Here is a 20,166-nt window from a genome sequence, read left to right on the forward strand (position 1 = left end):
AGGAGAAAGACATGTTGCGTTCCATGACGATGGCCAAGAGACTCGTTCTCGGGTTCGGAACGGTGCTCGTCCTTTTGATCGCGGTGGGAGGCCTGTCGTTCTTCACCATCGATCAGGCTTCGACGGGATTCACAACCTATAGGGATAAGGCGATCCGCTCCAATCGCATGGGCGAGATGCAGACCAGCATGCTGTTGGCGCGCATCCAGGTCATCAGCTTCCTGCGCACTCGCAGCGAGAAATCCATCGAGCAGTACGGGACCTATATGGCCGCGGCCCGGTCGACACTCGATGAGATGACCGGGATCGTCCATGATCCCGAGCGCAAGGAGAAGCTTACCGAGTCCCGGAACAATATCGAGACCTATGACAAGACCTTCGAAGCGGTGGTGGCCAAGACGCGCGAAACGGATCGGCTCGAGACCGAGGTGCTCGCCGTCTTGGGGCGTCAGATCGAGCAGCTCCTGACTCGGATCCTGGAGGAGGCGAATCAGTCGGGCGATACCCAGGCCGTTCTGGCCAGCGCACGCAGTCTACGCAACCTGCTTCTGGCACGGATCTACGCGCAGAAGTACATGGGCAACAGCGCCCAACAGGCTCTGGATCGGGTCGGTCTCGAATGGTCCGAGCTGGATAAGCGTTTGGGCGAGCTGGACGCCAGCCTCCAGGATCCCGAGCGTCGTCGATGGCTGGCCGAGGCCACGCGGTTGAAGGAGGAATACAAGACCTCATTCGATCAGGTGGTCGGACTTACCGATGAGCGCAACCGGCTCGCGTCCGGAACCCTCGATGTGCTGGGACCCAAATTCGCTGCAACGATCGACGAGGTCAAGAGCTCCTACAAGGCGGAGCAGGAGGTTCTGGGTCCCAGGCTTCAGGCGTCCAACGATCGCGCCGTGCTGACCATCTCGGTCTTGGCCGTTCTCGCATTGCTGTTGGGAATGGGGATCGCCTGGTGGATCATCCGGACGGTGATGGGTCAATTGGGTAAGGATCCGGCGGAGATCGCCGAGGTCACGCGCCTGGTCGCGGGGGGGAATCTCGCCGTCGATTTCGACCAGGATGGGATGCGCGGTGTGTACAAGGATATGCACGGCATGGTCGAGCGTCTGCGTCAGATCGTCGGCGAGGTGCGGGTCGGATCCGACAATCTCTCGTCCGCGTCCAGCGAGGTGAGCTCGACGGCCCAGTCGCTCAGCCAGGGCGCGACCGAGCAGGCCGCGAGCGTCCAGGAGACTACGGCGAGCATCGAGCAGCTGAATGCCTCGGTCCAGCAGAACACGGAGAACGCCAGGGTCACCAATGGGATCGCCAAGAATTCGGCCGAGGAGGCGCGTCGTGGCGGCGAGGCGGTGCAGCGCACGGTGTCGGCGATGCGGGAGATCGCGAGCAAGATCGGCCTGATCGAGGACATCGCCTACAAGACGAATCTGTTGGCGCTGAACGCAGCGATCGAGGCCGCGCGCGCCGGCGAACATGGCAAGGGGTTCACCGTCGTGGCCGCCGAGGTGCGCAAGCTGGCCGAGAACAGCGGTGTGACCGCTCAGGAGATCAACAGGCTGGCGACCAGCAGCGTGTCCATCGCCGAGGATGCCGGACAGTTGCTCGAACAGATGGTGCCCAACATCGTCAAGACGGCGGATCTGGTGGAGGAGATCACGGCGGCCTCGGGTGAGCAGGCGAGCGGCATCGCCCAGATCAACGAGGCCATGACCCAGCTGGACAAGGCGACTCAGCAGAATGCCTCCTCGTCCGAGGAACTGGCCGCGACCGCGGAGGAGCTGAGCGGGCAGGCGAGTCAGCTGCAGGAGACCATGTCCTTCTTCCGCACCGGAACCGGGAGTTCGCACTCCGCCCCGCGGTCCGCACCTCAGGGTTCGCCGCAGAGCAGCCGCCGGGTGGACGGCTTCCCGGAAGGCTCGGCCGATCTCGCCGATTTCGCACACAAAGACTTCGAGCGTTTCTGAGCGGAGGCCGACAATGGGCGAGCTCGTATTGAGCGGCAAGGGGATGGGCGACAGGCGATCGGATGCCGGTCAGGATTCCGCCGAGGAGGTCTGTCAGTATCTGACCTTCTCGGTCGGCGAGGAGCGTCTGGCGATGTCGATCACCGCGGTCAAGGAGATCATCGAGACCCCGCAGATCACTCGCGTTCCCATGACACCCGAATACATTCGTGGCGTCATCAATCTGCGTGGCAGCGTGGTGCCCGTGGTCGATCTGGGGGCGCGGCTCGGGCGCGGCGTCCTGACGCTCACCCGGCGGAGCTGCATCGTTCTGGTGGAGGTGCGATCCGGTTCCGGAGACGGTCATGTGCTCGGCATGCTGGTCGATGAGGTCAAGAACATCCTGGACATCTCGCGCGAAGACATCAAACCGCCGCCCGAGTTCGGTTCCGAGATCCGAACCGATTTCATCGAGGCGATGGGGCGGGTCGAGGATGTCTTCGTCATCATCCTGAGCATGGATCACGTGCTGTCGATCCAGGAATTGGCCGCACTGCGCCGAATCAGCGAGGAGGCGGCCTCGTCGGGCCTGGATGTCGATCCTTGACCCTGCCGTTCCACCGCATTCGGCACTGGCGGTTTCGGATGCCGGGACCGAGGTCGTTTCTCTGACGGACGAGGATTTCGACGCCTTTCGCCGGTTCATCTACGACGCAGCGGGCATCAGTCTCGCTCCCCATAAGCGTCAGATGGTGAATGCGCGTCTGCAGAAACGGCTGCGTCAGCTGAAGATGCGGAGCTTCGAGCAGTATCTGAGTCACGCCTTGGCCTCCGATCAGTCTCTGGAGCGGCAGCATCTGGTCGATCTGCTGACCACCAACGAGACCTATTTCTATCGCGAGCCGGCCCATTTCGACTATCTGTCGGACCAGATTCTACCCGCCTTTCGTGGTCGATCGTTCAGGGCCTGGAGTGCCGCCTGCTCGTCGGGCGAAGAGGTCTACACCCTTGCGATGCTGCTGGCCGAGGGGCTTGGGATGGGTGATTGGCAGATTCTGGGGTCGGATATCAGTCAACGCATGATCGAGCAGGCGCGCCGCGGGCTCTATCCGCTCGAACGCGCCAAGCGCTTGCCTAATGCCTGGCTGACCAAATATTGTCTCAAGGGCGTTCGGAGTCAGGCCGGCAATCTACTCATCGATCCACGGCTGAGCAAACGGGTGCAATTCGAGATGCATAATCTCAAGCAGGGATTCAGTGATCAGCGGCAGTTCGATCTCGTGCTGTTGCGCAATGTGCTCATCTATTTCGATCAGCCGACCAAGCAACTGGTCCTGGACGGAGTCGTCCGCTGTTTGCGTCCGGGCGGTCATCTCATCATCAGTCACGTGGAGTCGCTGCACGGCCTGGTCAGCGGATTGCGGATGGTTCGGCCATCCATCTTTCGCCATCTCCCCACTTGAGCGAGGGCCTGTCTTCAAGGATGAATGCTTGGGTATCGGGCAAGCGCGATCTCGGCGGGACGCGGGTGCGCAAACGCTTTCTGCACCCGGGCGAGCATTATGTCACGGACGAGCCCATGCTCATCTCCACGCTGCTCGGGTCCTGTGTCTCGGTCTGTCTGTTCGATCCGGAGGCGCGGGTGATCGGCATGAACCATTTTCTTTTGCCCGCGCGCTCCTGGCCGACCGAGCAGCCTTTGCTGGAATCGGATGCGGGGCGCTATGGGCTGTGGGCGATGGAACTGCTCGTCAATGGCGTATTACGCCTGGGTGGCCGACGCGAGCGTCTGCGCGCCAAGGCATTCGGTGGAGCCAACGTGCTGAATGTGTCGGTGAGCCCGGATTCTGGTCGCGAGGGAATCGGTAGCGCGAATGCCCGTTTCGTTCGCCAGTTCCTGGAACAGGACGCCATACCCCTGGTCGCTCAGGATTTGGGCGGTGAGACGGGTCGCCAGATCCATTTCTATGGCGGGGACTTCGCGGTGTTCCTTCGGCGAATCCCGCGTCTGCAGGCGGCCAGGATCGAGGTGGAGGAGCGTCACTATCTGCATCGGGTCATACAGGACAAGGATAGACTGGGTTCTGCGGATTTCTTTTGACGCTCGGTTCCGAGGCGCGAGCGATCCAAGATTCTGCTCCGGGATGTCATCGAGGCGAGGGCCGTGATCGGCGGCGTCGGCCTCCTGCTCGGGTTGTCGGGGAATCCGAATATCGTTGCTCAGGCGCCGACGCGACGGGGTTATTCGAGCGCGGCGGCAACCTGAGACGCGATAGCGGGCTATTCCCTATAGGGGTTCCTCACACCTTGAAATGCCCAACCAGACTCTGAAGATCGGCCGCCAGACGAGCCAGCTGCTCCGATGCCTCCGTGGTCTGATGAGCCGCCTGGGCGTTGCCTTCCGCGGCGTCCATGATGCTGGAGACGTTGCGGTTCATCTCCTCGGCGACGGCGCTTTGTTCCTCGGCGGCGCTCGCGACCTGGGTGTTGACGTCGTTGATGGTGGCGACGGCCAGGGTGATGGAGTCGAGCGATCCTTCCGCTTCGATGGCGCTGGCACGGCTTTGGTCGGCGCGTTGCTGGCTGTCCTCCATGACCGAGACGGCCCGTCGGCTCGCCTGCTGCAGGCGCTCGATCATCGACTGGATCTCCTGGGTCGAGATTTGGGTGCGGTTGGCCAGCGAGCGGACTTCGTCGGCGACGACCGCGAATCCACGGCCCGCCTCGCCCGCCCGGGCCGCCTCGATGGCGGCGTTCAGCGCCAGCAGGTTGGTCTGTTCGGCGACGCCTCTGATGACGTCGAGCACCTTGCCGATTTCCTCGCTGTCGTGACCGAGCTCGCGGATGACCTCCGCGGCGTTCTGGACCTCCGAGGCCAGCTGGTCGATACGGTTCATGGTGCCGCTGACCACATCCTTGCCGGACGTGGCGGCACCCTGTGCCGCGTGGGTGGCCTCCGAGCCGTGCTGGGCGCTTCTGGCGACCTCTTGCGCGGTCGCGCTCATCTCGTTCATCGCCGAGGCGAGCTGGTCGACCTCCGTTCGCTGCTGACTCACGCCCGCATTGGTCCGCTCGGTGATGCTCGCGAGGTCGTCGGCCGCGGTCGCGAGCTGTTGGGTGGAATCGAGGATGCGCCGGATCAGATCCCGGAAGTTGTCCATCATGGCGTTGAAGGCGCGGCAGGCGCGGCCGATTTCATCGTCCCCCTTCGCCGAGAGTCGGCAGGCCAGATCGCCGTCGCCGGAGGCGATGCCTTCGAGTCCGCGGGTCATCTCGTCCAGAGGACGGGTGACGAATCGCTGCGTGAAATAGTAGAGCACGATCAGTACCGGGAGACTCAGCAGTGCGGCCATGCTGAAGATCTTGATCGCGAACATGCGCACGTCCGCGTTCACCTCGTCGAGCTCGATCTCCATGCTCACGGCCCCGAGCACCGAATCCTGCGGGGGCATGGAATGACACATGGTGCAGTCCTTGCCGAGGTACTCCTTGCGCGCGAAGGCGGGTGCCACGGCGCGCAGGAGGCTGCCGTCATCGGAGAGCCGGAGATAGGTCTCTCCGGTCTCCAGGACCCGGCGCTCGATCTCGTCGCGGGGCTTCTCGTGGTTGGTGCCCTCGCCGTACTGCATGGAGACGTTCTTGCTTCGCAGCACGCGAAGATCCTTGACGTTTCTGAGCTCGATGATCTGGTCCAGGAAGGCGGCTCGCTGCGAGATGGTGCCGGTGATCATCATGGTGGTGAGCCCGGCCAGGGTCATTTCGTGGAGTGTACTGGTGAACGCCTTGGCTTGGTCGATGGCGGTCTGGCGCTGTTGGTCGGCGGCCCAGAGGATAAGACCGGTCCAAGCGGGTATCAGGATGAGCCACATGGCACCGAGCAAGCGCATCCAGATCGGCAGGTCGTTGATACGTCTCATATGTTTTCTCTGATTGTCTCGCCGCACGCGCTTCGCTTGGTCAGTCTCCGACTCTGTCGTCTGTTCCGGGCGTCTTCGGTTGCGGTTTCAGTCTCAGTCATGGGGTCGGGGCATTTCGTGGATTAACACGCTCCTAATAGGTTAGTGTGGACCTATTCCATAGGTCAGCCAAGATTGAAATGAGCGTATCATTCGGTTGGTTGCGCTCGTTCAAAGAGAAACCGATTATCGGCGCCGCTTTCTCCTCGCATCTGGGAATAGAGTTCCATGACGGGCGACCAGTCGAGGTTCGGAAAGGCCGCTCGGGCCTCTTCGATCTTGTGTTTCAAGGCGATCTCGGACTTCTGGGCGACCATTGCCGCGTGGCGCCCGATGCCCTCCTCGTGGATGAACAGACAGCCGTCCATCAGATCGGCGAGCTTGACGATCAACGCCAGTGCCGAGCCCGCCAGCGCGGATTTGCGGGCGGCGATCTCCGGGGCGATCTCGCGCTCGATGCGGCTGAGCGGGTCGTCTGCGCCCGTGATCTCGGCGATTCTGCGCTTGAGCGGTGAGGGAAGATCGCCGGTCAGCAACTCGGGCGCGTCGTGGGTCAGGGCATATTCCAGTACGAGCAGGCGCGTCTCGGCAGGAAGCGCGTCGCCCAGGATCCGCATCATGAGCTCGCGCGTGATCATGGTGACCAGATAATGGTGCTCGGCGAGCGTCTGATTGCGCGCACAGCGTACCGAATGCCAGCGCGTGACATGGCCGGCGCGCGCAATGTCCTGCATGTTGAGTTTCACGTCATTCATGATCGCAGTCCGATGATAATCTCGATTTGCTCGGGGGCGTGGCTTGGTTCCGAATGATTCGTCGATGGAGGGATGTCGGGCGTTTCCCCGGGGCGCGATTGACTTGATGCCCTTGGGGGGCGGCGTGTAGCATGCTGCCGACATAGAATCCCTTACGCATAAATCGCGAATAAAATCATGCCCCTGGATCCAGATTGCCTGGCTCGGCTCAAGCTGCGTCAACCGCCGTTCGATCCGGCTCCGAGCGAGGAATTTCTTTACAGCGATCCGCTTCTGGAAAGCCTGGTCGAGACCGCGAGCCGGGCCATGACCGCCCCTGGCGCGGTCGTCATTCTGGCTGGGGCGAGCGGATCCGGGCGCAGCATACAGCTGATGCGGCTGCTCGGCGCATTGGCCGACCGTTTCGAGCTCATCGCCTTCCGCGGGCGTCCGGAGATCCCCTTCGACGCCGTCGATCTCACTATCCGCAATCATCTGCGTGCGGCCGGCCTCGATGATCCTAGCCGTCCTCTGACGGATCTGCTGCGAGAACAGGGTCGAACGGGGACCTCCATGGTGTTGGCGATCGACGACGCGCATCACCTGGGGATGGAGAGCATTCGTCAGCTGCTGAAGGTGCGTTCCGAGATCCTCGAGGCCAAGGGGCAGGGACTGAGGCTCATCTTGGTTGGCGACCAGGCATTGAGCCGCGGGCGGCTGCCTTTGAACGATCCGGCGGATGAGAATCAGGTCGTGCGTCTCAATCTGCGGCCCTTCAACCTCGAGCAGGCTGGGGCCTATCTGCGTCATCGGCTGCGTGTGGCTGGAGTCGACGATCCCGAGTCCTTCCTCTCCTCGGGCGATATCGCGGTGCTGCAAACCAACAGCAAGGGTCTCCCCGCGGCACTCAATCGGAATGCCAACGCCTGGCTGGCCCGTCGCTGTCGCAGCGCCGATGGCGGCAAGCAATCGGTCGTCGGCAAGCTCGGCGGGCTGGTTGCACAGTCTGGCGCCGCGTCCGCATCCGCCCGTGGGGCCAAGAACCCTGAGGCGATGAGCCATATCCAGTCGGAATCTCCCTTGCCGCCCCCGGAAGGGATCCTGGATATGGATTCGGACGTGGACGAGGATGTATTCGAGCCGAGCGATCCGCAGCTCTCCGATTTTCTGCGCCAAGAGGACAGTCGTGCGGACAACATCGATTTCGAACGGGTCCTGAGGCATGTGCGCAATCACGAGCTGACCCAGAAGCGTCTCGAGGCCGAATCGACAAGGGCGCAGGCCCCTTCCACGCCTGATTCTCCCGCCCGGCCGGTGCCCTATTGGAACCGGCGCTGGTTCATCCCGACCGTCGTTGCCGCCGTGCTGCTGGCGATCGTCGGTCCGGTCATCTTTCAGCTCTTTGGCAATCGGAGCGCCGCCCCCTTGTTGCAGGGTTCCGAGACGTCCACGGAGAGCGAGAGCGTTTCGGCCGAAATGCCCGACTCTCCCCCCGAGTCGGTAACAGCTGGGGTCCGGGCCGATGGCCCGGGCGTCGCAGAGGGCGGGGCGCCGGTGCAGGAAGACGCCGACGTCGGCGTATCGCCCGCCGCCGAGATCGCGCCCGAGGCAGCTGGGCTGGAGGCGAACCGCCCGGAGGACTCGGCGTCTCCGGATCGGGTGGCGGAGACCGCCGTTCAGTCCGAAGAGGTTGCGGCGCCGGCGTCTCGCTCGTCAGCCGTGGACGAGGATCTGGCATGGTTGCAGCGACAGGATCCCGGTCGGCTCACGATCCAACTGGTTGCGGCGCAGGATCTGAAAACGGCGCAAGAGTTCGTCGAGCGCCATCGATTGAGCGGCGCCCATTATGTGCGGACACGCTCCTTCGTCATCGCCGTCGTGGGCAGCTTTCCGAACCGATCGGCCGCGAGGCAGATGCTGTCGGAACTGCCCGAAGGCGCGCGATCGACCGGCCCTTGGATTCGCAGCATCGGCTCGGTCCTCGAATCCCGGCAATAGGCGGGGCGAGACCCGCAGGCCAGGGACGGCGATGTGCAAACCACTGTAATCGTGGACGAACTTCCAAATCGGATCATGGCGTTCGGCTATACTGTCAGACGGGAACACCAGGATAGCAGCCGTGGAAATCCATTCCGCCTTCACCGCGCCGTTTCATACCGCCTATCGTCCGGACACCCAGGTGTCGGATGTCGCGCGGCGGGATACGCTGTCCTCGGAATCGAATCGGGCCGCTGATACGGCCGTTTCGCCCTCCGGTGAAACCGAGGGGAATGCGGCCGTGAACGACGAGGCGCTGGGGGCGGAAGGCGCCGGTTCGGAGCGTTCCGATTCGGATCGGGCGGAGCCGGATCTGACCGAGGAAGAACTGCAGGAGATCGAGCTTCTCAAGGCGCGCGATGCCGAGGTGAGGGCCCACGAGCAGGCGCACATGGCCGCTGGCGGTGGTTATGTCACGGGGGGCGCGTCCTACAGCTATCAGACGGGTCCGGACGGCCAGCGTTACGCGATCGGCGGCGAGGTGGGTATCGATACGTCCATGTCGTCGGATGCCGCCGCGAATCTCCAGAAGGCGCGGACCATCATTCGGGCCGCCTTGGCTCCAGCCGAGCCCTCGGCCCAGGATTTCAGCGTTGCCGCATCGGCCCGGGCCATGGAGATGGATGCGTTGGGCGATCTTCGCGAGGAGCGGTTGGAAGAGCAGAAACTGGCCGCGGAGGAGGCAGTGTCCGATGCGCAATCCCGTGTCCTCGACGGCTCCTCGGTGGGCGTCGATGCCTCCGGCTCCCTTTCGGTCGAGGGTACCAATGAGGCATCCTACCCTCCGGATGCCTCGCGTAGGCGTCTCGAGGCGCGCATTTCCGCCTTCTTCGCTCCGCCCCGGGAAGAGGGGTTGAGCCAATTCGCCTGATCCGCAACGCGATTATCCGGCGGTGTCGCCGCTCTGATGGGCGTGCGGCCCTGATGGCTCAAGTTACCCGCATGCCGGCCGTTATCTCGAATGTCGCCACATGAGGAACAGGCCATGATGCTCGCCGCCACCAGATCCGAAACCCCCGCCGAATCGATTCCGAGCGTCCAAAATCTCGCATTCACCCCGAGTCTGTCGGTTGGATTTCTGCCGGCTTTCCGTCATCAGGAGAGTGGAGAGGTCCGTCTGTGTCAATTTTCCGACGGCTCGATCTCTCCCATTCATCTGATCGATTGTCTGCCCTCTCGCTGGGTCAGGGAGCGGGATGCGGAGGGGCGTCCCTCTGCCTTGATCGGCGCGATCGAGGCAGGTTTCCTGCGCGGAGCCGATTTCTGGAGCCTGCGGGATCTCTTGCATCCACGGCTCGATGGTTGATGTCCATGCGCCAGGAGGCGTCTGTGATAGGCCAGGCACCGACATGCGAGCCGGTTTCCACAGTGGAGGATTTCGTGTCGGACCGACGTGTTTATCCCAGGCTACCCTTGGCCGTCGAGGTCGAGCTGCACCGTTGCGGCGAGCTGCTGACCGTCGTTCGTACCGACGATCTCAGCAATGGTGGCGCCTTTCTGGTACTTGATGGCGTGGATCCCCCGCCCATGGGGAGCCGCGTCCAGGTCAAGGTCGTTGGGCCGCTCGGTGGTGGAGAGCCGGCCCCCTTGGTCGACGCCCTCGTCGTGCGCCATGCGCCCGATGGTGTCGCAGTGAAGTTCATCGATGAGTCGGCCGTCTGATGAATCCGGTGGTTGGACTCGATTCGAGGTGCGATCATGTCTATTTCATCCGTTTCACACCTTTCCTCATCCGTTTTTTCAAGCTCGCTTTTCAGTCTGAATCTGGTCGACGGACATCATTCATCGTCGAACCCCGTGTCGACCTCGACCTCAAGCGGTGCCTCGAGTACGCAGCATGATCTTCGCGCCTCGATCGCCACCCGCCTGGAGCAGGATCCGGATTATCAGATCCTCCGCAAGGTCTTCGCGCTCGAGGAGAGAATCCAGGGGTTCAGGCATGGGAATGCTTCGCATCAGGTCGACGCACCGCAAGACTCCCAGGGATCCACGCTGTCCGTGGAGCGGTCTTCGGCGCAGGATCTGTCCAATGAGACCTTTTCGATCAAGGAAGGAGGGTTGAGCTGGTGGCGTGAATTCACGTCAGTGGATCGCTTGGAGATCTCGGCCAGCGCCGGATCGAACGGCTGGTCCATCAGCACCGAGAGCTTCCAGCGGGCATCGGTTCGGCTGGATATGAGCATCGGTGTCCCCGGGGTGCGGGTAGGCGATCCCCTGGTTCTGGATCTTTCGGGTCAGGGCATCATGACGACGGGGGTCGACTCCGGTATTCGATTCGATCTCGACGGGGATGGCACCCAGGATCAAACGAGCTTTGCCACAGGCGGGAGCTGGTTCCTGGCGCTCGATCGCGACGCCAATGGTCGTATCGACAATGGTCACGAACTCTTCGGCGATCAGAACGGGGCTGCGCATGGATTCGCCGAGTTGGCTCGATACGACGATAATGGCGACGGCGTGATCGATGCCTCGGACGAGATTTTTTCCAAGCTGAAGCTCACCCAGGTCGACGAAAATGGTGAGCAGGTCGTCAAGACGCTCGCCGAGGCGGACGTGACGGCCCTGGATCTCGAGTATCAGAATACGCGCAAGGCGCTGAACCTCTACGATAGCGTCGCGCAGGTGGGGCGCTTCCACCGTTCCGATGGAACGACCGGAGAAACGGCGGACGTGCTCCTCGGCTATAGCGGCGTAGCATGATTCCGATGAATGTCGTGACCGGTGAGGTCCCAGGTCTCTGTCGGCGGATGAAATGGCGGCGATTTGCTCCACCGGTTTCGAAGTCGATCCTGCTAGACTAGGGATGAAGATCGACTTTCAAGGAATCGATTCATGCCGCAGACATCCGGTGTTCTGTCGCTCCTCTCTCAGATCGAGCTCACCCAGGATCTTTCCGAGGAGATCCTCGGCGAGCTTGCTGGGCAGTGCTGGCTCGGTGAGCTTGGCGCCAAGAAGCGCATTCGCTCCGGGGATGTCCGCGCCCATCGACTCTTTCTGGTCGACGGCAATATGGTTCGGATGTACGACGGGGTCACCGAGCGGCTGCAGAGTTTTCAGGAGCTGAGCGACCCCATCGACTTGTTTCCCGAGGCACGGCAGGAGAGCGATTGCGTCATCACGGAGACCCCCTGCAAGCTGCTCCGCATTCCGGTGGCAGCCCTGGACGCGGCGCTCTCGAAGAGCACGGAGGTCGACGACATCGACCTGGATCCGACCGAGGCCGCCTTCCTGGCCGAGCTCTATCAGCTCATTACCGCCAATCGTCTCGAATTGCCGGCGCGACCCGAGGTCGCGCTCAAGATCCAGGAGCTCACCTCGGATCCAGAGTCCGGTATCGACGAACTCACCGAGATCATCCAGCACGACGGTACCATCGCCGGGGCCTTGCTGCATGCGACCAACAGCCCGCTGTTTCGGGCGGCGAAGGAGATCCTGTCGGTGCGCGATGCCGTCGTCCGGCTGGGTTACCGCAATACCCGCATGCTCACCACCAATCTGGCCCTGCGTCAGGCATTCAAGGCCAAGCACGCCGTGACCCGGGAATCCATGAAGCAGGTCTGGACCGATAGCGTGCTCTGTTCCGCCTATAGTTATCTCATCTCCGATGTGCTGAAGGTCCAGCACCGCGAGCGCGCACTCCTGGCCGGTCTGGTCGCGGGAATCGGCGCGGTCCCCATCATCCAGTTCATCGAGATGCGCGATGACGACCCGAGACCGGCGATGATCGAGTCTCTGATCGAGAAGCTGTCGAGCATCACCGGCGTGCTGGTCATCAACTACTGGGGCCTGGGTGACGATCTGGTGAGGGTGGCGGAGGAATCCTCGAACTGGGGCTACGCCTCGGACGAGCCCGATTACGCGAGCATCGCCCTGGTCGCGAAATGGGCCATGCTGCAGAGCGAGGGCAGGCCCCATCCGGATGCGGCCGAGGTGCCCGCCTTCGGTGCCTTGGGGTTGGCGCCTCCGGCTCCGGGCGAACCCATTGCGGCCTTGGCCGACTGCGAAGAGACCCTTGAATCATTGAAGTCGATGTTCAACCTATGAGATTTATCCTTCTGGTCGTGGATGGGAGTCTGCGCGCGTGTCATCACTGACCCTCGAGAGCCTCGTTCGGAATACAGGCCGTCTGCTCGCCATTCCCCGTGTGGTGGGCGAGATACTGCGGTTGCTGGACGATCCGAACAGCCGGCAGGCGGATATCGCGGCCCTTCTGGCGCAGGATCCGGCCTTGGTCGCCATCGTGCTGCGTCTGGCGAACAGTCCCGCCTTCGCGCCCGCCCGGACGGTGGATTCGGTCGACCGTGCCATCATGCTGCTGGGCCGCGACCATCTGCGGCGTCTGGTCATCGCGGGCGCGGTGACCCAGGCCTCCGAACGTCTTCCCATGCAGAGTCTCCTGCCGTTGGAGGTCTTCTGGCGACACTCCTCCTATTGTGCGGTCATCGCGCGCCTGCTGGCCGAGCGTAAGTCGCCCGATCTGATGGGGACGGTCTTTCTCGGCGGACTCCTGCATGACCTTGGGCAGCTCGTGCTCTTCTCGCAGGCTCCCGAGGAGGCGCATTCGGCCTTTCTGAGCAGTCTGGAGCATCCGGACGCACTGAGCCCGGAGGCCGCCGAGCGCGACGTATTGGGCTTCGATCATGCGCAACTGGGCGCCGCGCTCGCCGAACGATGGGGGCTTCCGGACGTACTCTGCGCCTGTCTCGGCTATCACCATGCGCCATTGCAGGCGCCCGAGCCCTCGCGCGCTCCGGTCGGTTTCGTGCACCTGGCGAACTCGGCGGCCCATCTGGCCGAGCTCGATTCGCGGGATTGGCGTGACGCTCCTCCGACGGAGCCGGAGGTGCTGAAGGCGCTGGATATCGACCCCGGGCTCATCCTGGAGCTGATCGACGAGGCCCAGTATCAGGTTCTGGCCGTCGAGGCGCTGCGCAATCCCAAGCTCGCCGACGACGGCTGACCTCCTCCATCCCGTTTTACCTTCATCGGATTCATCGCAGCGGCGTCGAATCCCGATCGGCCGGTAGCGGCGAGGCGGATGTCTGGTCGCCCAGTCCGACAGGTTCGAGGAGTCGTGCCTCGAAGTTCGTGAGCACGCTGAACTCGACCCGTCGCGATGCTCTGGGATCCTCCCGGCCTTCGCTGTCTCGCACCGGATGCGAGGACGACATGCCGACCGCGGCCACCCGGTTGCGGAACCACTCCTGATCCTTGATCCCATCGAGCCCGTAGGCGAAGCGCAGGACGGCCTGGGTGCGCTGCTGGCTCAGACCCATGTTGGCGAAATAGGCGTCCAGTGGGCTGCTGTCCGCGCTCCATTCGCTCGATGTATGGCCCTCGATGCGGATCTCGCGGATCACGGATGCGAAGGGCGTCAGTTCGGCGACGTAACGCGGCAGGAAATCGCGCAGGATCGCTTCGAATTCCGGCTTGATCCGCGAGGAACTGCGATCGAACAGCACATCCGGCTCGCGGAATCGGAGCGTCAGCGTGGGCTCGACCAGCTCAGCGTTCCAGCGCTGCAGGTCGTCCCGGAATTCGTCGTCCAGGGCCTGGTAGATGGCGTGTCTGGATTCTGCGGCGGTGGTGCGGACCTCGGTTTCCACCAGATGGACGCGCTCGACCTGGGCCATGTGGAGTACGGCCAGGAAGAGGAAGATCATCATGAGGGTCGCCATCAGGTCGGAGACCACCAGCCAGTGGCCGTCCTCGTCGATTCCCGTCGGCTGGGCCGGCGGACGCGCGATCACCATTCTCATGCCCGTGCCCTCCCGACCAGATCGAGATGCGGTTCGGGCCGATGGCGCGGCTCTTCAGCGGCCAGCTGACCGAGACGCCGCTGGGCGTTCAGGGCGTTGAGCACGGCCCCCTCGATGCTCTCGAGCATCGTCTTGAGCCGGGTGTCGATGGCGGGGAATGCCTCCTGGGCGCGCTCGCGCAGATCGGCGATGCTGCCGAGCACGCTTTCCAGTTCCAGGGTCTCGCGTCTCAGTCCCTGGATCGTCGTCTCCTGATCGGCGATGTGGTTGGAGATCTGCAGCGCCTGCTGGGTCAGTGCCTGCAGGCTGGCCTCGGACTGGGCGACGCCCTCGATGGCGCGGTCCAGCTGGCGCCCGAGCGCATCCATATGGTCCTTGTATTGATCCTGCCACACCAGGAGCTTCTCGACCGAACCGTCGAGTCTGCGGAAATTCTCGCCGAACTGCTCTCCCAGCTGGGCATTGAAGTCCCGGATCACGGATTCGAGCGCGGCGATGAGCTGGCGCGATCCGAGCTCGCTCAGTTGGGTTGCGAAATCCGAGAATGCGGCGATCTGCTCGCGATGGTGGCGCTCGAGCGTGTCGACGAGGCGCTCGTCGAGCAATGACATCTGATCCACGATCTGCTGGCTGGAGACGAGCTGAGCCTCGGCCAGACGGCCCTGCTGCTGGAGAAGCTCGACGAGCGGGTCCGGCTCCTGCGCGTCCGCCGTCGTCTCGGACGAGACCTGCGGATCCGGGGATCGGCCGTCGCGGCGCACCGAGAGGATCAGACGCAGCGCGGCCGAGAGCAGGATGCCGATGATGCTCGTGGTGAAGGCCAGCTTGAGGCCATCCAGCAGCAGCGGGATGCTGTACTCGATGCGCGAGGAATCGAAGTCCAGCAGCCCGATGGCGATACCCAGAAAGGTACCGAGGATACCGATGGTGGTGAGCAGCGTCGGAGCGCTCTGGTAGAAGGCGACGGCGCGTCGGCGCACGATGGCGGCAAGCGCGCCGACGAAGAGTCCGGCCATGACCAGCACGAAGAGGCCGGTGACGATCGTCGAGTCCATGCTCTCGAGGATGCTGACTATGCCCAGGGCGATCGATTCGAACATGCTGTACCTTCCATCCGTCCGGATTCGGGTGGTGATGGGGCGCGGGACGCTGGGGCGTTCCACGCGATCCACGATGTCTGTCGAATCGAATGCAGGATCGGGGCCAGGCGAGGCTGGAGCGGGTCCGTGGAGCACGAGAGGCCCCACTCCCGGTCAGGATGTCAAGATGTCGACTCCGGGGCGGCCGGGGCGGCGGGGATGGTGGAGTCGGGTGCCGGTCAGGGCTCGATCAGCTGTTGGATCGGCGCGCTCGGTTCCTCGTGAATGGCCTCGTCGGCCTTCCTGTTCATGACGATGATGCTGATGCGCCGGTTGATCGGATTGTTCGGGTCGTTCTTGTCGAACGGGACGGTCGAGGCGAAGCCGACCACCCGCCCGACCTTGTCCTCGTGCATGCCGCCCGCGATGAGCGCCCGGCGCGCGGCGTTGGCACGCTCGGTGGAGAGCTCCCAGTTGCTGTAGCTGCCGCTGAGAGGGCGCGCATCCGTATGTCCGGTGATGCTGATGCGGTTGGGCACCTCGTTGATGATGGATCCGAGCTCCTCGAGGATCTCATCCGTGTAGTCCTTGAGCTTGGCGCTGCCGAGGTCGAACATGGTGCGGTTCTCCTTGTCGACGATCTGGATGCGCAGACCCTCCGGCATGATGTCGATCAGCAGCTGGTCCTTGTAGGGCGCGAGCGTCTGGCTCTTGTCCAGCGACTCCTCCAGCACCTTGCGCAGCGATTCGAGGCGTTCGCGGTCGAGCGCCTCGGCCATCTCGTCGATCTGCTCCTGCGTTTCCATGGGCTCTAGCGGGTTGTCTGGCGGCCCCATGTCGATCGCCCCCTCGAAATCGATGATGGACGGCTTGGATCCCGTTCCCTCGCCGACGGATTGAGAGGAGGAGGTGGCGACGCCCTCGAAGGCCGAGGGGTTGTTGAAATACTCCGAGATGGCGGCCTTCTGCGCGTCGGTGGTCGACCCCAGGATCCAGAGCAGCATGAAGAAGGCCATCATGGCGGTCGCGAAATCGGCGAAGGCGATCTTCCAGGCCCCGCCGTGATGACCGCCTCCCTTGAAGACCTTCTTGACGATGATGGGCTGCTTGTTGGTGTCGATGGCCATGCCGGATGACTCCTGTCAGCTCCCGCCGCGCAGCTGCTGCTCCAGCTCGGTGAAGCTGGGCCTGAAATCGGGCGGCATGGTCTTGCGGCCGAACTCGACCGCGACCTGAGGGCTGTAGCCCTGGACGTTGGCGAGGATGCAGGCCTTGAGGCAGGTGAGGTAGCTGGTTTCCTGGGCGGCGAGATCCTCGAGCAGGCTGGCGATCGGGCTGACGAAGCCGTAGGAGATGAGAATGCCGCTGAGCGTGCCGACCAAGGCCGCGGCGACCAGGTTTCCCAGCTCGGACATGGGGCCTCCGAGCGCGGCCATGGTGTGGACGATGCCGAGCACCGCCGCCACGATGCCGAATGCGGGCAGACCGTCGCCGACCCGCTGGATGGCGTGCGCCGGTTTCTCGGCATCGTGATGATGGGTGGTGAGCTCGACCTCCATGAGATTGTCGAGCTCGAAGGGGTTCATGTTGCCGCTGACGACCAGCCGCATGTAGTCCGAGATGAATTCGCAGGCGTGATGATCCTTGAGCAGGCGCGGGAATTTCTGGAAGAGAGGGCTGTTCTGCGGCTCCTCGATATCGGACTCGATCCCCATCAGCCCTTCCTTGCGTGCCTTGGTGAAGAGGGCGTACATGAAGCCCAGCGCCTCCATGTAGTCGGCCTTCTTGTATTTCGGTCCCTTGAAGAGGCTGGGAATGGATTTGAGCGATTTGATGACCACCCCCATGGGGTTGGCGATGATGAAGCCGCCGAAGGCCGCGCCCAGGATGATGACGAGCTCGAACGGCTGCCAGAGCGCAGCGATGTGGCCGCCGGCCATGCTGAATCCGCCCAGGACGGATGCGAATACGACGATGGCGCCAAGGATCAGATTCACGCGACGGAACCCTCTGGGACGTTGCCCGGCGTTGAGATGGACCGCTTGAGGGGCGGGCCGATAGCGGAAGATAATAATGAATTCGTGCCGCTCGTGCTCGGTCAACCAACGCGGGGCGGCGATCAATGGGGGAGGGTTCGAACGTGCTGTCGAGCTGGTTGAGCAGGGTGACGGCGGATGCCGCGCCCGAGGAACTGCCCGTGCTGGCGCGGACCCGGCGCCGTCTCCCCCGGGTTCTGGAGGACGATCTCGCCCCGAGGCGCACGCTGGCGATGGCGATCATGGAGGATCCGGGGCTGGCGCTGCGGGTGCTGCAGAGCGCGAACGCCATCCCGCATCGTCATTTCGGCGCCGAGCTCTTCATGCTCGAGGACGCGGCCCACATGCTGGGCTGTCAGCGGCTACTCGGGATCGCGACCGAGGCGAGCCAGGCCGAGGAGGTGCTCGACGCCAATCGTCTGGAGCACTATCGGCGCAGCGCCGGACGCGCGGTCCTGGCGGCCTTGCTGGCCCAGGATTGGGCTCGGATCGATCGCGACCGCTTTCCCTCCGAGGTCAGCCTGGCGGCCCTGCTCAACAATCTGGGCGAGCTCTATCTGCTCGCGCATGGCGATGCCCGAATGGCGCGCTATCTGGAGATGGTCGAGGTTCTTCACATCTTTCCGCACGAGGCGGAATACATGTCTCTGGGGGAGAGTCTCGAGGAACTGGGGCATGTGCTGGCGGTGCGCTGGGGGCTGCCCGAGATGGTCCGGGAGGCGATGCGGGCCCGCAATGCCCAGCATCTGAGGACCCTGTGCGTCATGCTGGCGACTCAGACGGCGCGCTATGCGTTTGCCGGATGGCGGCATCCGTCCCAGTTCACCGACCTGCGCCTGGCCGCCGAGATGCTCGACATGGACATCGCCTCGCTCATCCAGCGGGTCAATCAGGTCCTGGATGATTTCAACCGGATCGCGGCGAATTACGGTGTCTCGGCGCTCTCTCGGCTGCCGATCCACGCCGAGGGTGTCCTGATGTCGGGCGCCAGGCCCACCGAGCCGACCAGCGTCTGTCTGGCCCCGAGACGTGACGACTATCTGGCGGCGGAGCATCAGCTGAAGGGATCCGATCCGATGGATCGGGGCTGGCTGTTGACGTCGCTTCTGCGTGGGCTGCACCGGGGACTCGGGTTGAATCGGGTGGTGTTCGCGAGCTATTCCGACCACGCCCATGCCTTCAGGCCCGAGTATCTGGCCGGGACGGATTTCGAGCCGGCCTTCAACCGGTTCACTCTGTCGGTCGCCGAGGCCGGGTGTCTGGGTGACCTGATGCAGCGTCCGGCGTCCTTGTGGTTGAGCGACGAGAACGCGGCCGAACTGCTGCCGCGCCTGCCCCGACCGCTCTTGGAGCTGATCGGAGTCGAGCGATTCTTCGTCAAGTCGCTTTGGGTCGGGGGGCGGCCGGTCGGCATCGTTCATGCCGATCGGCGCACCGCCGACTGTCGGCTCGACGCCGCGGCCTATGATGCCTTTCGTCGGCTGGTGGACTTGGCCGGGGATGCCTTGGAACGGAGGGCGGCGTGAGCCGCTGACCGCCTCAGGGGGATCAGAGGTCCGGATCCCGTGCCGCGCGGCGCCGCTGAACGGTGGTGAGCGCCATCTCGACCGCCTCGCTCACCTGCTGGCGCATCCGGTCGTGCTCCGCGTCGGTCAGATGGGAGGCCAGGTCGATCGAGTGTCTGATGTAACGTGGGGGGAGGCCGTTGAGCGCGACGCAGGCGATGTCCTCGATATAGGTCGGCTCGTTCGGCGCCTGGTCCGCCTCGATGACCTCGCGGATGCGCTCCATGACGAGCCGCTCGTAATAGTTGCCGATGTTGGATGGCATCTGAGCACCTGTTCGGGTGGATGGTTTTGTTGTCGTCTCGTCTCGGGCGCTGCCCTTGGGATTCGGACGGCAAGATCCGATCTTAGCAAGAGCCACCCTCTGGGTGTGAATCCCTTCCCCCCTTGACCCTGAAGCGGTTAGGATCGGTCTAGCATGGTCTGGTATAGCGCGGTGTCCGCATGACGAACGAGATCTGGAGCGAGGTGCTCGGCGATGGACTCGCGGTGAGTCTGGAGCTTCCGGTCGGACCGAGCGAGCGTCCGATCACCGCCGGCGATTCGGCGGCCCATCTGCTCGAGGCCATCGCCCTGATCGAAGACGCTGGCCCGCAGCGTCCCAAGGACGAACCTCAGGCTCCCGATCTGCAGCGGCTCGAGGTCAAGATCGATCTGCTGACGGATTTGGTCTCGTCGCTGCTCGCCGATCGGATACCGCGGGGGACTCCCGTGACCGTCAGCGCCGATGGCCTGGTGCTTTCCACCTGTTCGCTGGCTTCGGACTGCGATCGCATCGAGATCTATCCTTGTCACTGGCTTGCTCAGCCCGTGGTTCTGGAGCTGGGACCGATCCTGGTTCGGGATGGTGTCTGCGGTGCAAGCTGGCGCTCTCCGGATCCGGTCCTGCGCGATGCGATCGGTCGATGGGTGTTCCGTATCCACAGGCGCGAGGTGGCCCGAAGGCGGATGCAGGGCGGTGCTGTCGCCGGTCCGGACGTCTCGCGGCGGGACCTCTAGTCATTGCCGTCCAGGGCCGTGGCGGGAAGCGCGATCCGTCTTCTTTCCGTTGCGT

20 protein-coding genes are annotated in these 20,166 nt (G+C 63.6%); 13 read left to right on the top strand and 7 right to left on the bottom strand.

Translation table 11 applies throughout. From position 1 onward, the window contains the following. Positions 1-11 precede the first annotated feature (11 nt). The 4 genes from D779_RS02005 to D779_RS02020 are packed head-to-tail and all read left to right on the top strand — an operon-like array spanning position 12 to position 4,047. Positions 12-1,967 (top strand): HAMP domain-containing methyl-accepting chemotaxis protein, encoded by a 1,956-nt coding sequence (locus D779_RS02005; protein WP_043748660.1) that lies wholly within the window; start codon positions 12-14, stop codon positions 1,965-1,967. 13 nt (positions 1,968-1,980) lie between these two features. After that, positions 1,981-2,553: a chemotaxis protein CheW gene (locus D779_RS02010; RefSeq protein ID WP_043748663.1), complete on the top strand. Its 573-nt coding sequence runs from the start codon at positions 1,981-1,983 to the stop codon at positions 2,551-2,553. Further along, positions 2,540-3,409, top strand: coding sequence for a CheR family methyltransferase (locus D779_RS02015; protein WP_052347693.1), 870 nt, complete (start codon positions 2,540-2,542; stop codon positions 3,407-3,409). Before D779_RS02010 ends, D779_RS02015 begins: the two co-directional genes overlap by 14 nt. 20 nt (positions 3,410-3,429) lie before the next feature. Then, complete coding sequence (locus D779_RS02020; protein ID WP_052347695.1) at positions 3,430-4,047, top strand: chemotaxis protein CheD; 618 nt, start codon at positions 3,430-3,432, stop codon at positions 4,045-4,047. A gap of 199 nt (positions 4,048-4,246) precedes the next feature. Here D779_RS02020 and D779_RS02025 read toward each other — a convergent pair whose 3' ends face one another. Further along, on the bottom strand, positions 4,247-5,863 hold the full coding sequence (locus D779_RS02025; protein ID WP_043748666.1) for a methyl-accepting chemotaxis protein: 1,617 nt from the start codon (positions 5,861-5,863) through the stop codon (positions 4,247-4,249). Positions 5,864-6,051: 188 nt separating this feature from the next. After that, positions 6,052-6,657 carry a YfbR-like 5'-deoxynucleotidase gene (locus tag D779_RS02030; RefSeq protein ID WP_094300750.1) on the bottom strand — a complete coding sequence of 202 codons (606 nt, stop codon included), beginning with the start codon at positions 6,655-6,657 and terminating at the stop codon, positions 6,052-6,054. 177 nt (positions 6,658-6,834) lie between these two features. Between D779_RS02030 and D779_RS02035 the strand changes: the two genes are divergently transcribed. The 7 genes from D779_RS02035 to D779_RS02065 all read left to right on the top strand — a co-directional run bounded on the left by D779_RS02035 (position 6,835) and on the right by D779_RS02065 (position 13,633). Continuing rightward, positions 6,835-8,634: an AAA family ATPase gene (locus tag D779_RS02035; protein WP_043748668.1), complete on the top strand. Its 1,800-nt coding sequence runs from the start codon at positions 6,835-6,837 to the stop codon at positions 8,632-8,634. A 121-nt stretch (positions 8,635-8,755) separates the two neighbouring features. Then, complete coding sequence (locus tag D779_RS20870; RefSeq protein WP_052347699.1) at positions 8,756-9,544, top strand: putative metalloprotease CJM1_0395 family protein; 789 nt, start codon at positions 8,756-8,758, stop codon at positions 9,542-9,544. Positions 9,545-9,658: 114 nt separating this feature from the next. Further along, positions 9,659-9,979 carry a hypothetical protein gene (locus D779_RS02045; protein WP_043748669.1) on the top strand — a complete coding sequence of 107 codons (321 nt, stop codon included), beginning with the start codon at positions 9,659-9,661 and terminating at the stop codon, positions 9,977-9,979. A gap of 74 nt (positions 9,980-10,053) precedes the next feature. Continuing rightward, on the top strand, positions 10,054-10,335 hold the full coding sequence (locus D779_RS21465; RefSeq protein WP_081763284.1) for a PilZ domain-containing protein: 282 nt from the start codon (positions 10,054-10,056) through the stop codon (positions 10,333-10,335). Between the two features lie 135 nt (positions 10,336-10,470). Continuing rightward, entirely contained in the window at positions 10,471-11,373 is a 903-nt protein-coding gene (locus D779_RS02055; protein WP_052347701.1) for a hypothetical protein, read from the top strand. A gap of 132 nt (positions 11,374-11,505) precedes the next feature. After that, positions 11,506-12,717 carry an HDOD domain-containing protein gene (locus D779_RS02060; protein ID WP_043748674.1) on the top strand — a complete coding sequence of 404 codons (1,212 nt, stop codon included), beginning with the start codon at positions 11,506-11,508 and terminating at the stop codon, positions 12,715-12,717. 37 nt (positions 12,718-12,754) lie between these two features. Beyond that, on the top strand, positions 12,755-13,633 hold the full coding sequence (locus D779_RS02065) for an HDOD domain-containing protein (RefSeq protein ID WP_043748675.1): 879 nt from the start codon (positions 12,755-12,757) through the stop codon (positions 13,631-13,633). A gap of 31 nt (positions 13,634-13,664) precedes the next feature. On the opposite strand, the gene D779_RS02070 is transcribed toward D779_RS02065, so the two are convergent. From D779_RS02070 to motA, 4 genes are all read right to left on the bottom strand, one after another. Further along, positions 13,665-14,432 carry an OmpA/MotB family protein gene (locus D779_RS02070; protein WP_052347705.1) on the bottom strand — a complete coding sequence of 256 codons (768 nt, stop codon included), beginning with the start codon at positions 14,430-14,432 and terminating at the stop codon, positions 13,665-13,667. Continuing rightward, a complete protein-coding gene (locus D779_RS02075) occupies positions 14,429-15,532 on the bottom strand; it encodes a hypothetical protein (RefSeq protein WP_043748677.1) in 1,104 nt (367 codons plus the stop codon). Before D779_RS02075 ends, D779_RS02070 begins: the two co-directional genes overlap by 4 nt. A gap of 218 nt (positions 15,533-15,750) precedes the next feature. After that, entirely contained in the window at positions 15,751-16,638 is an 888-nt protein-coding gene (gene motB / locus D779_RS02080; RefSeq protein ID WP_043748680.1) for a flagellar motor protein MotB, read from the bottom strand. 15 nt (positions 16,639-16,653) lie between these two features. Next, complete coding sequence (gene motA / locus D779_RS02085) at positions 16,654-17,508, bottom strand: flagellar motor stator protein MotA (RefSeq protein ID WP_043748839.1); 855 nt, start codon at positions 17,506-17,508, stop codon at positions 16,654-16,656. Positions 17,509-17,651: 143 nt separating this feature from the next. On the opposite strand from motA, the gene D779_RS02090 reads away from it, so the two are divergent. Then, on the top strand, positions 17,652-19,073 hold the full coding sequence (locus D779_RS02090; protein WP_198295649.1) for an HDOD domain-containing protein: 1,422 nt from the start codon (positions 17,652-17,654) through the stop codon (positions 19,071-19,073). 22 nt (positions 19,074-19,095) lie between these two features. Here D779_RS02090 and D779_RS02095 read toward each other — a convergent pair whose 3' ends face one another. Continuing rightward, on the bottom strand, positions 19,096-19,377 hold the full coding sequence (locus D779_RS02095; RefSeq protein WP_043748685.1) for a late competence development ComFB family protein: 282 nt from the start codon (positions 19,375-19,377) through the stop codon (positions 19,096-19,098). A 179-nt stretch (positions 19,378-19,556) separates the two neighbouring features. On the opposite strand from D779_RS02095, the gene D779_RS02100 reads away from it, so the two are divergent. Continuing rightward, complete coding sequence (locus tag D779_RS02100) at positions 19,557-20,111, top strand: PilZ domain-containing protein (protein WP_043748688.1); 555 nt, start codon at positions 19,557-19,559, stop codon at positions 20,109-20,111. Positions 20,112-20,166 lie beyond the last annotated feature (55 nt).

This window comes from Imhoffiella purpurea (assembly GCF_000585215.1).
Classification (GTDB): Bacteria; Pseudomonadota; Gammaproteobacteria; order Chromatiales; family Chromatiaceae; genus Imhoffiella; species Imhoffiella purpurea.

Bases quoted from the DNA above. Each gene is read 5' to 3' on its own strand.
- D779_RS02005 (WP_043748660.1), top strand. From the start codon at position 12: ATGTTGCGTTCCATGACGATGGCCAAGAGACTCGTTCTCGGGTTCGGA.
- D779_RS02010 (WP_043748663.1), top strand. From the start codon at position 1,981: ATGGGCGAGCTCGTATTGAGCGGCAAGGGGATGGGCGACAGGCGATCG.
- D779_RS02015 (WP_052347693.1), top strand. From the start codon at position 2,540: ATGTCGATCCTTGACCCTGCCGTTCCACCGCATTCGGCACTGGCGGTT.
- D779_RS02020 (WP_052347695.1), top strand. From the start codon at position 3,430: ATGAATGCTTGGGTATCGGGCAAGCGCGATCTCGGCGGGACGCGGGTG.
- D779_RS02025 (WP_043748666.1), bottom strand. From the start codon at position 5,863: ATGAGACGTATCAACGACCTGCCGATCTGGATGCGCTTGCTCGGTGCC.
- D779_RS02030 (WP_094300750.1), bottom strand. From the start codon at position 6,657: ATGAATGACGTGAAACTCAACATGCAGGACATTGCGCGCGCCGGCCAT.
- D779_RS02035 (WP_043748668.1), top strand. From the start codon at position 6,835: ATGCCCCTGGATCCAGATTGCCTGGCTCGGCTCAAGCTGCGTCAACCG.
- D779_RS02045 (WP_043748669.1), top strand. From the start codon at position 9,659: ATGATGCTCGCCGCCACCAGATCCGAAACCCCCGCCGAATCGATTCCG.
- D779_RS02060 (WP_043748674.1), top strand. From the start codon at position 11,506: ATGCCGCAGACATCCGGTGTTCTGTCGCTCCTCTCTCAGATCGAGCTC.
- D779_RS02070 (WP_052347705.1), bottom strand. From the start codon at position 14,432: ATGAGAATGGTGATCGCGCGTCCGCCGGCCCAGCCGACGGGAATCGAC.
- D779_RS02075 (WP_043748677.1), bottom strand. From the start codon at position 15,532: ATGTTCGAATCGATCGCCCTGGGCATAGTCAGCATCCTCGAGAGCATG.
- motB (WP_043748680.1), bottom strand. From the start codon at position 16,638: ATGGCCATCGACACCAACAAGCAGCCCATCATCGTCAAGAAGGTCTTC.
- D779_RS02095 (WP_043748685.1), bottom strand. From the start codon at position 19,377: ATGCCATCCAACATCGGCAACTATTACGAGCGGCTCGTCATGGAGCGC.
- D779_RS02100 (WP_043748688.1), top strand. From the start codon at position 19,557: ATGACGAACGAGATCTGGAGCGAGGTGCTCGGCGATGGACTCGCGGTG.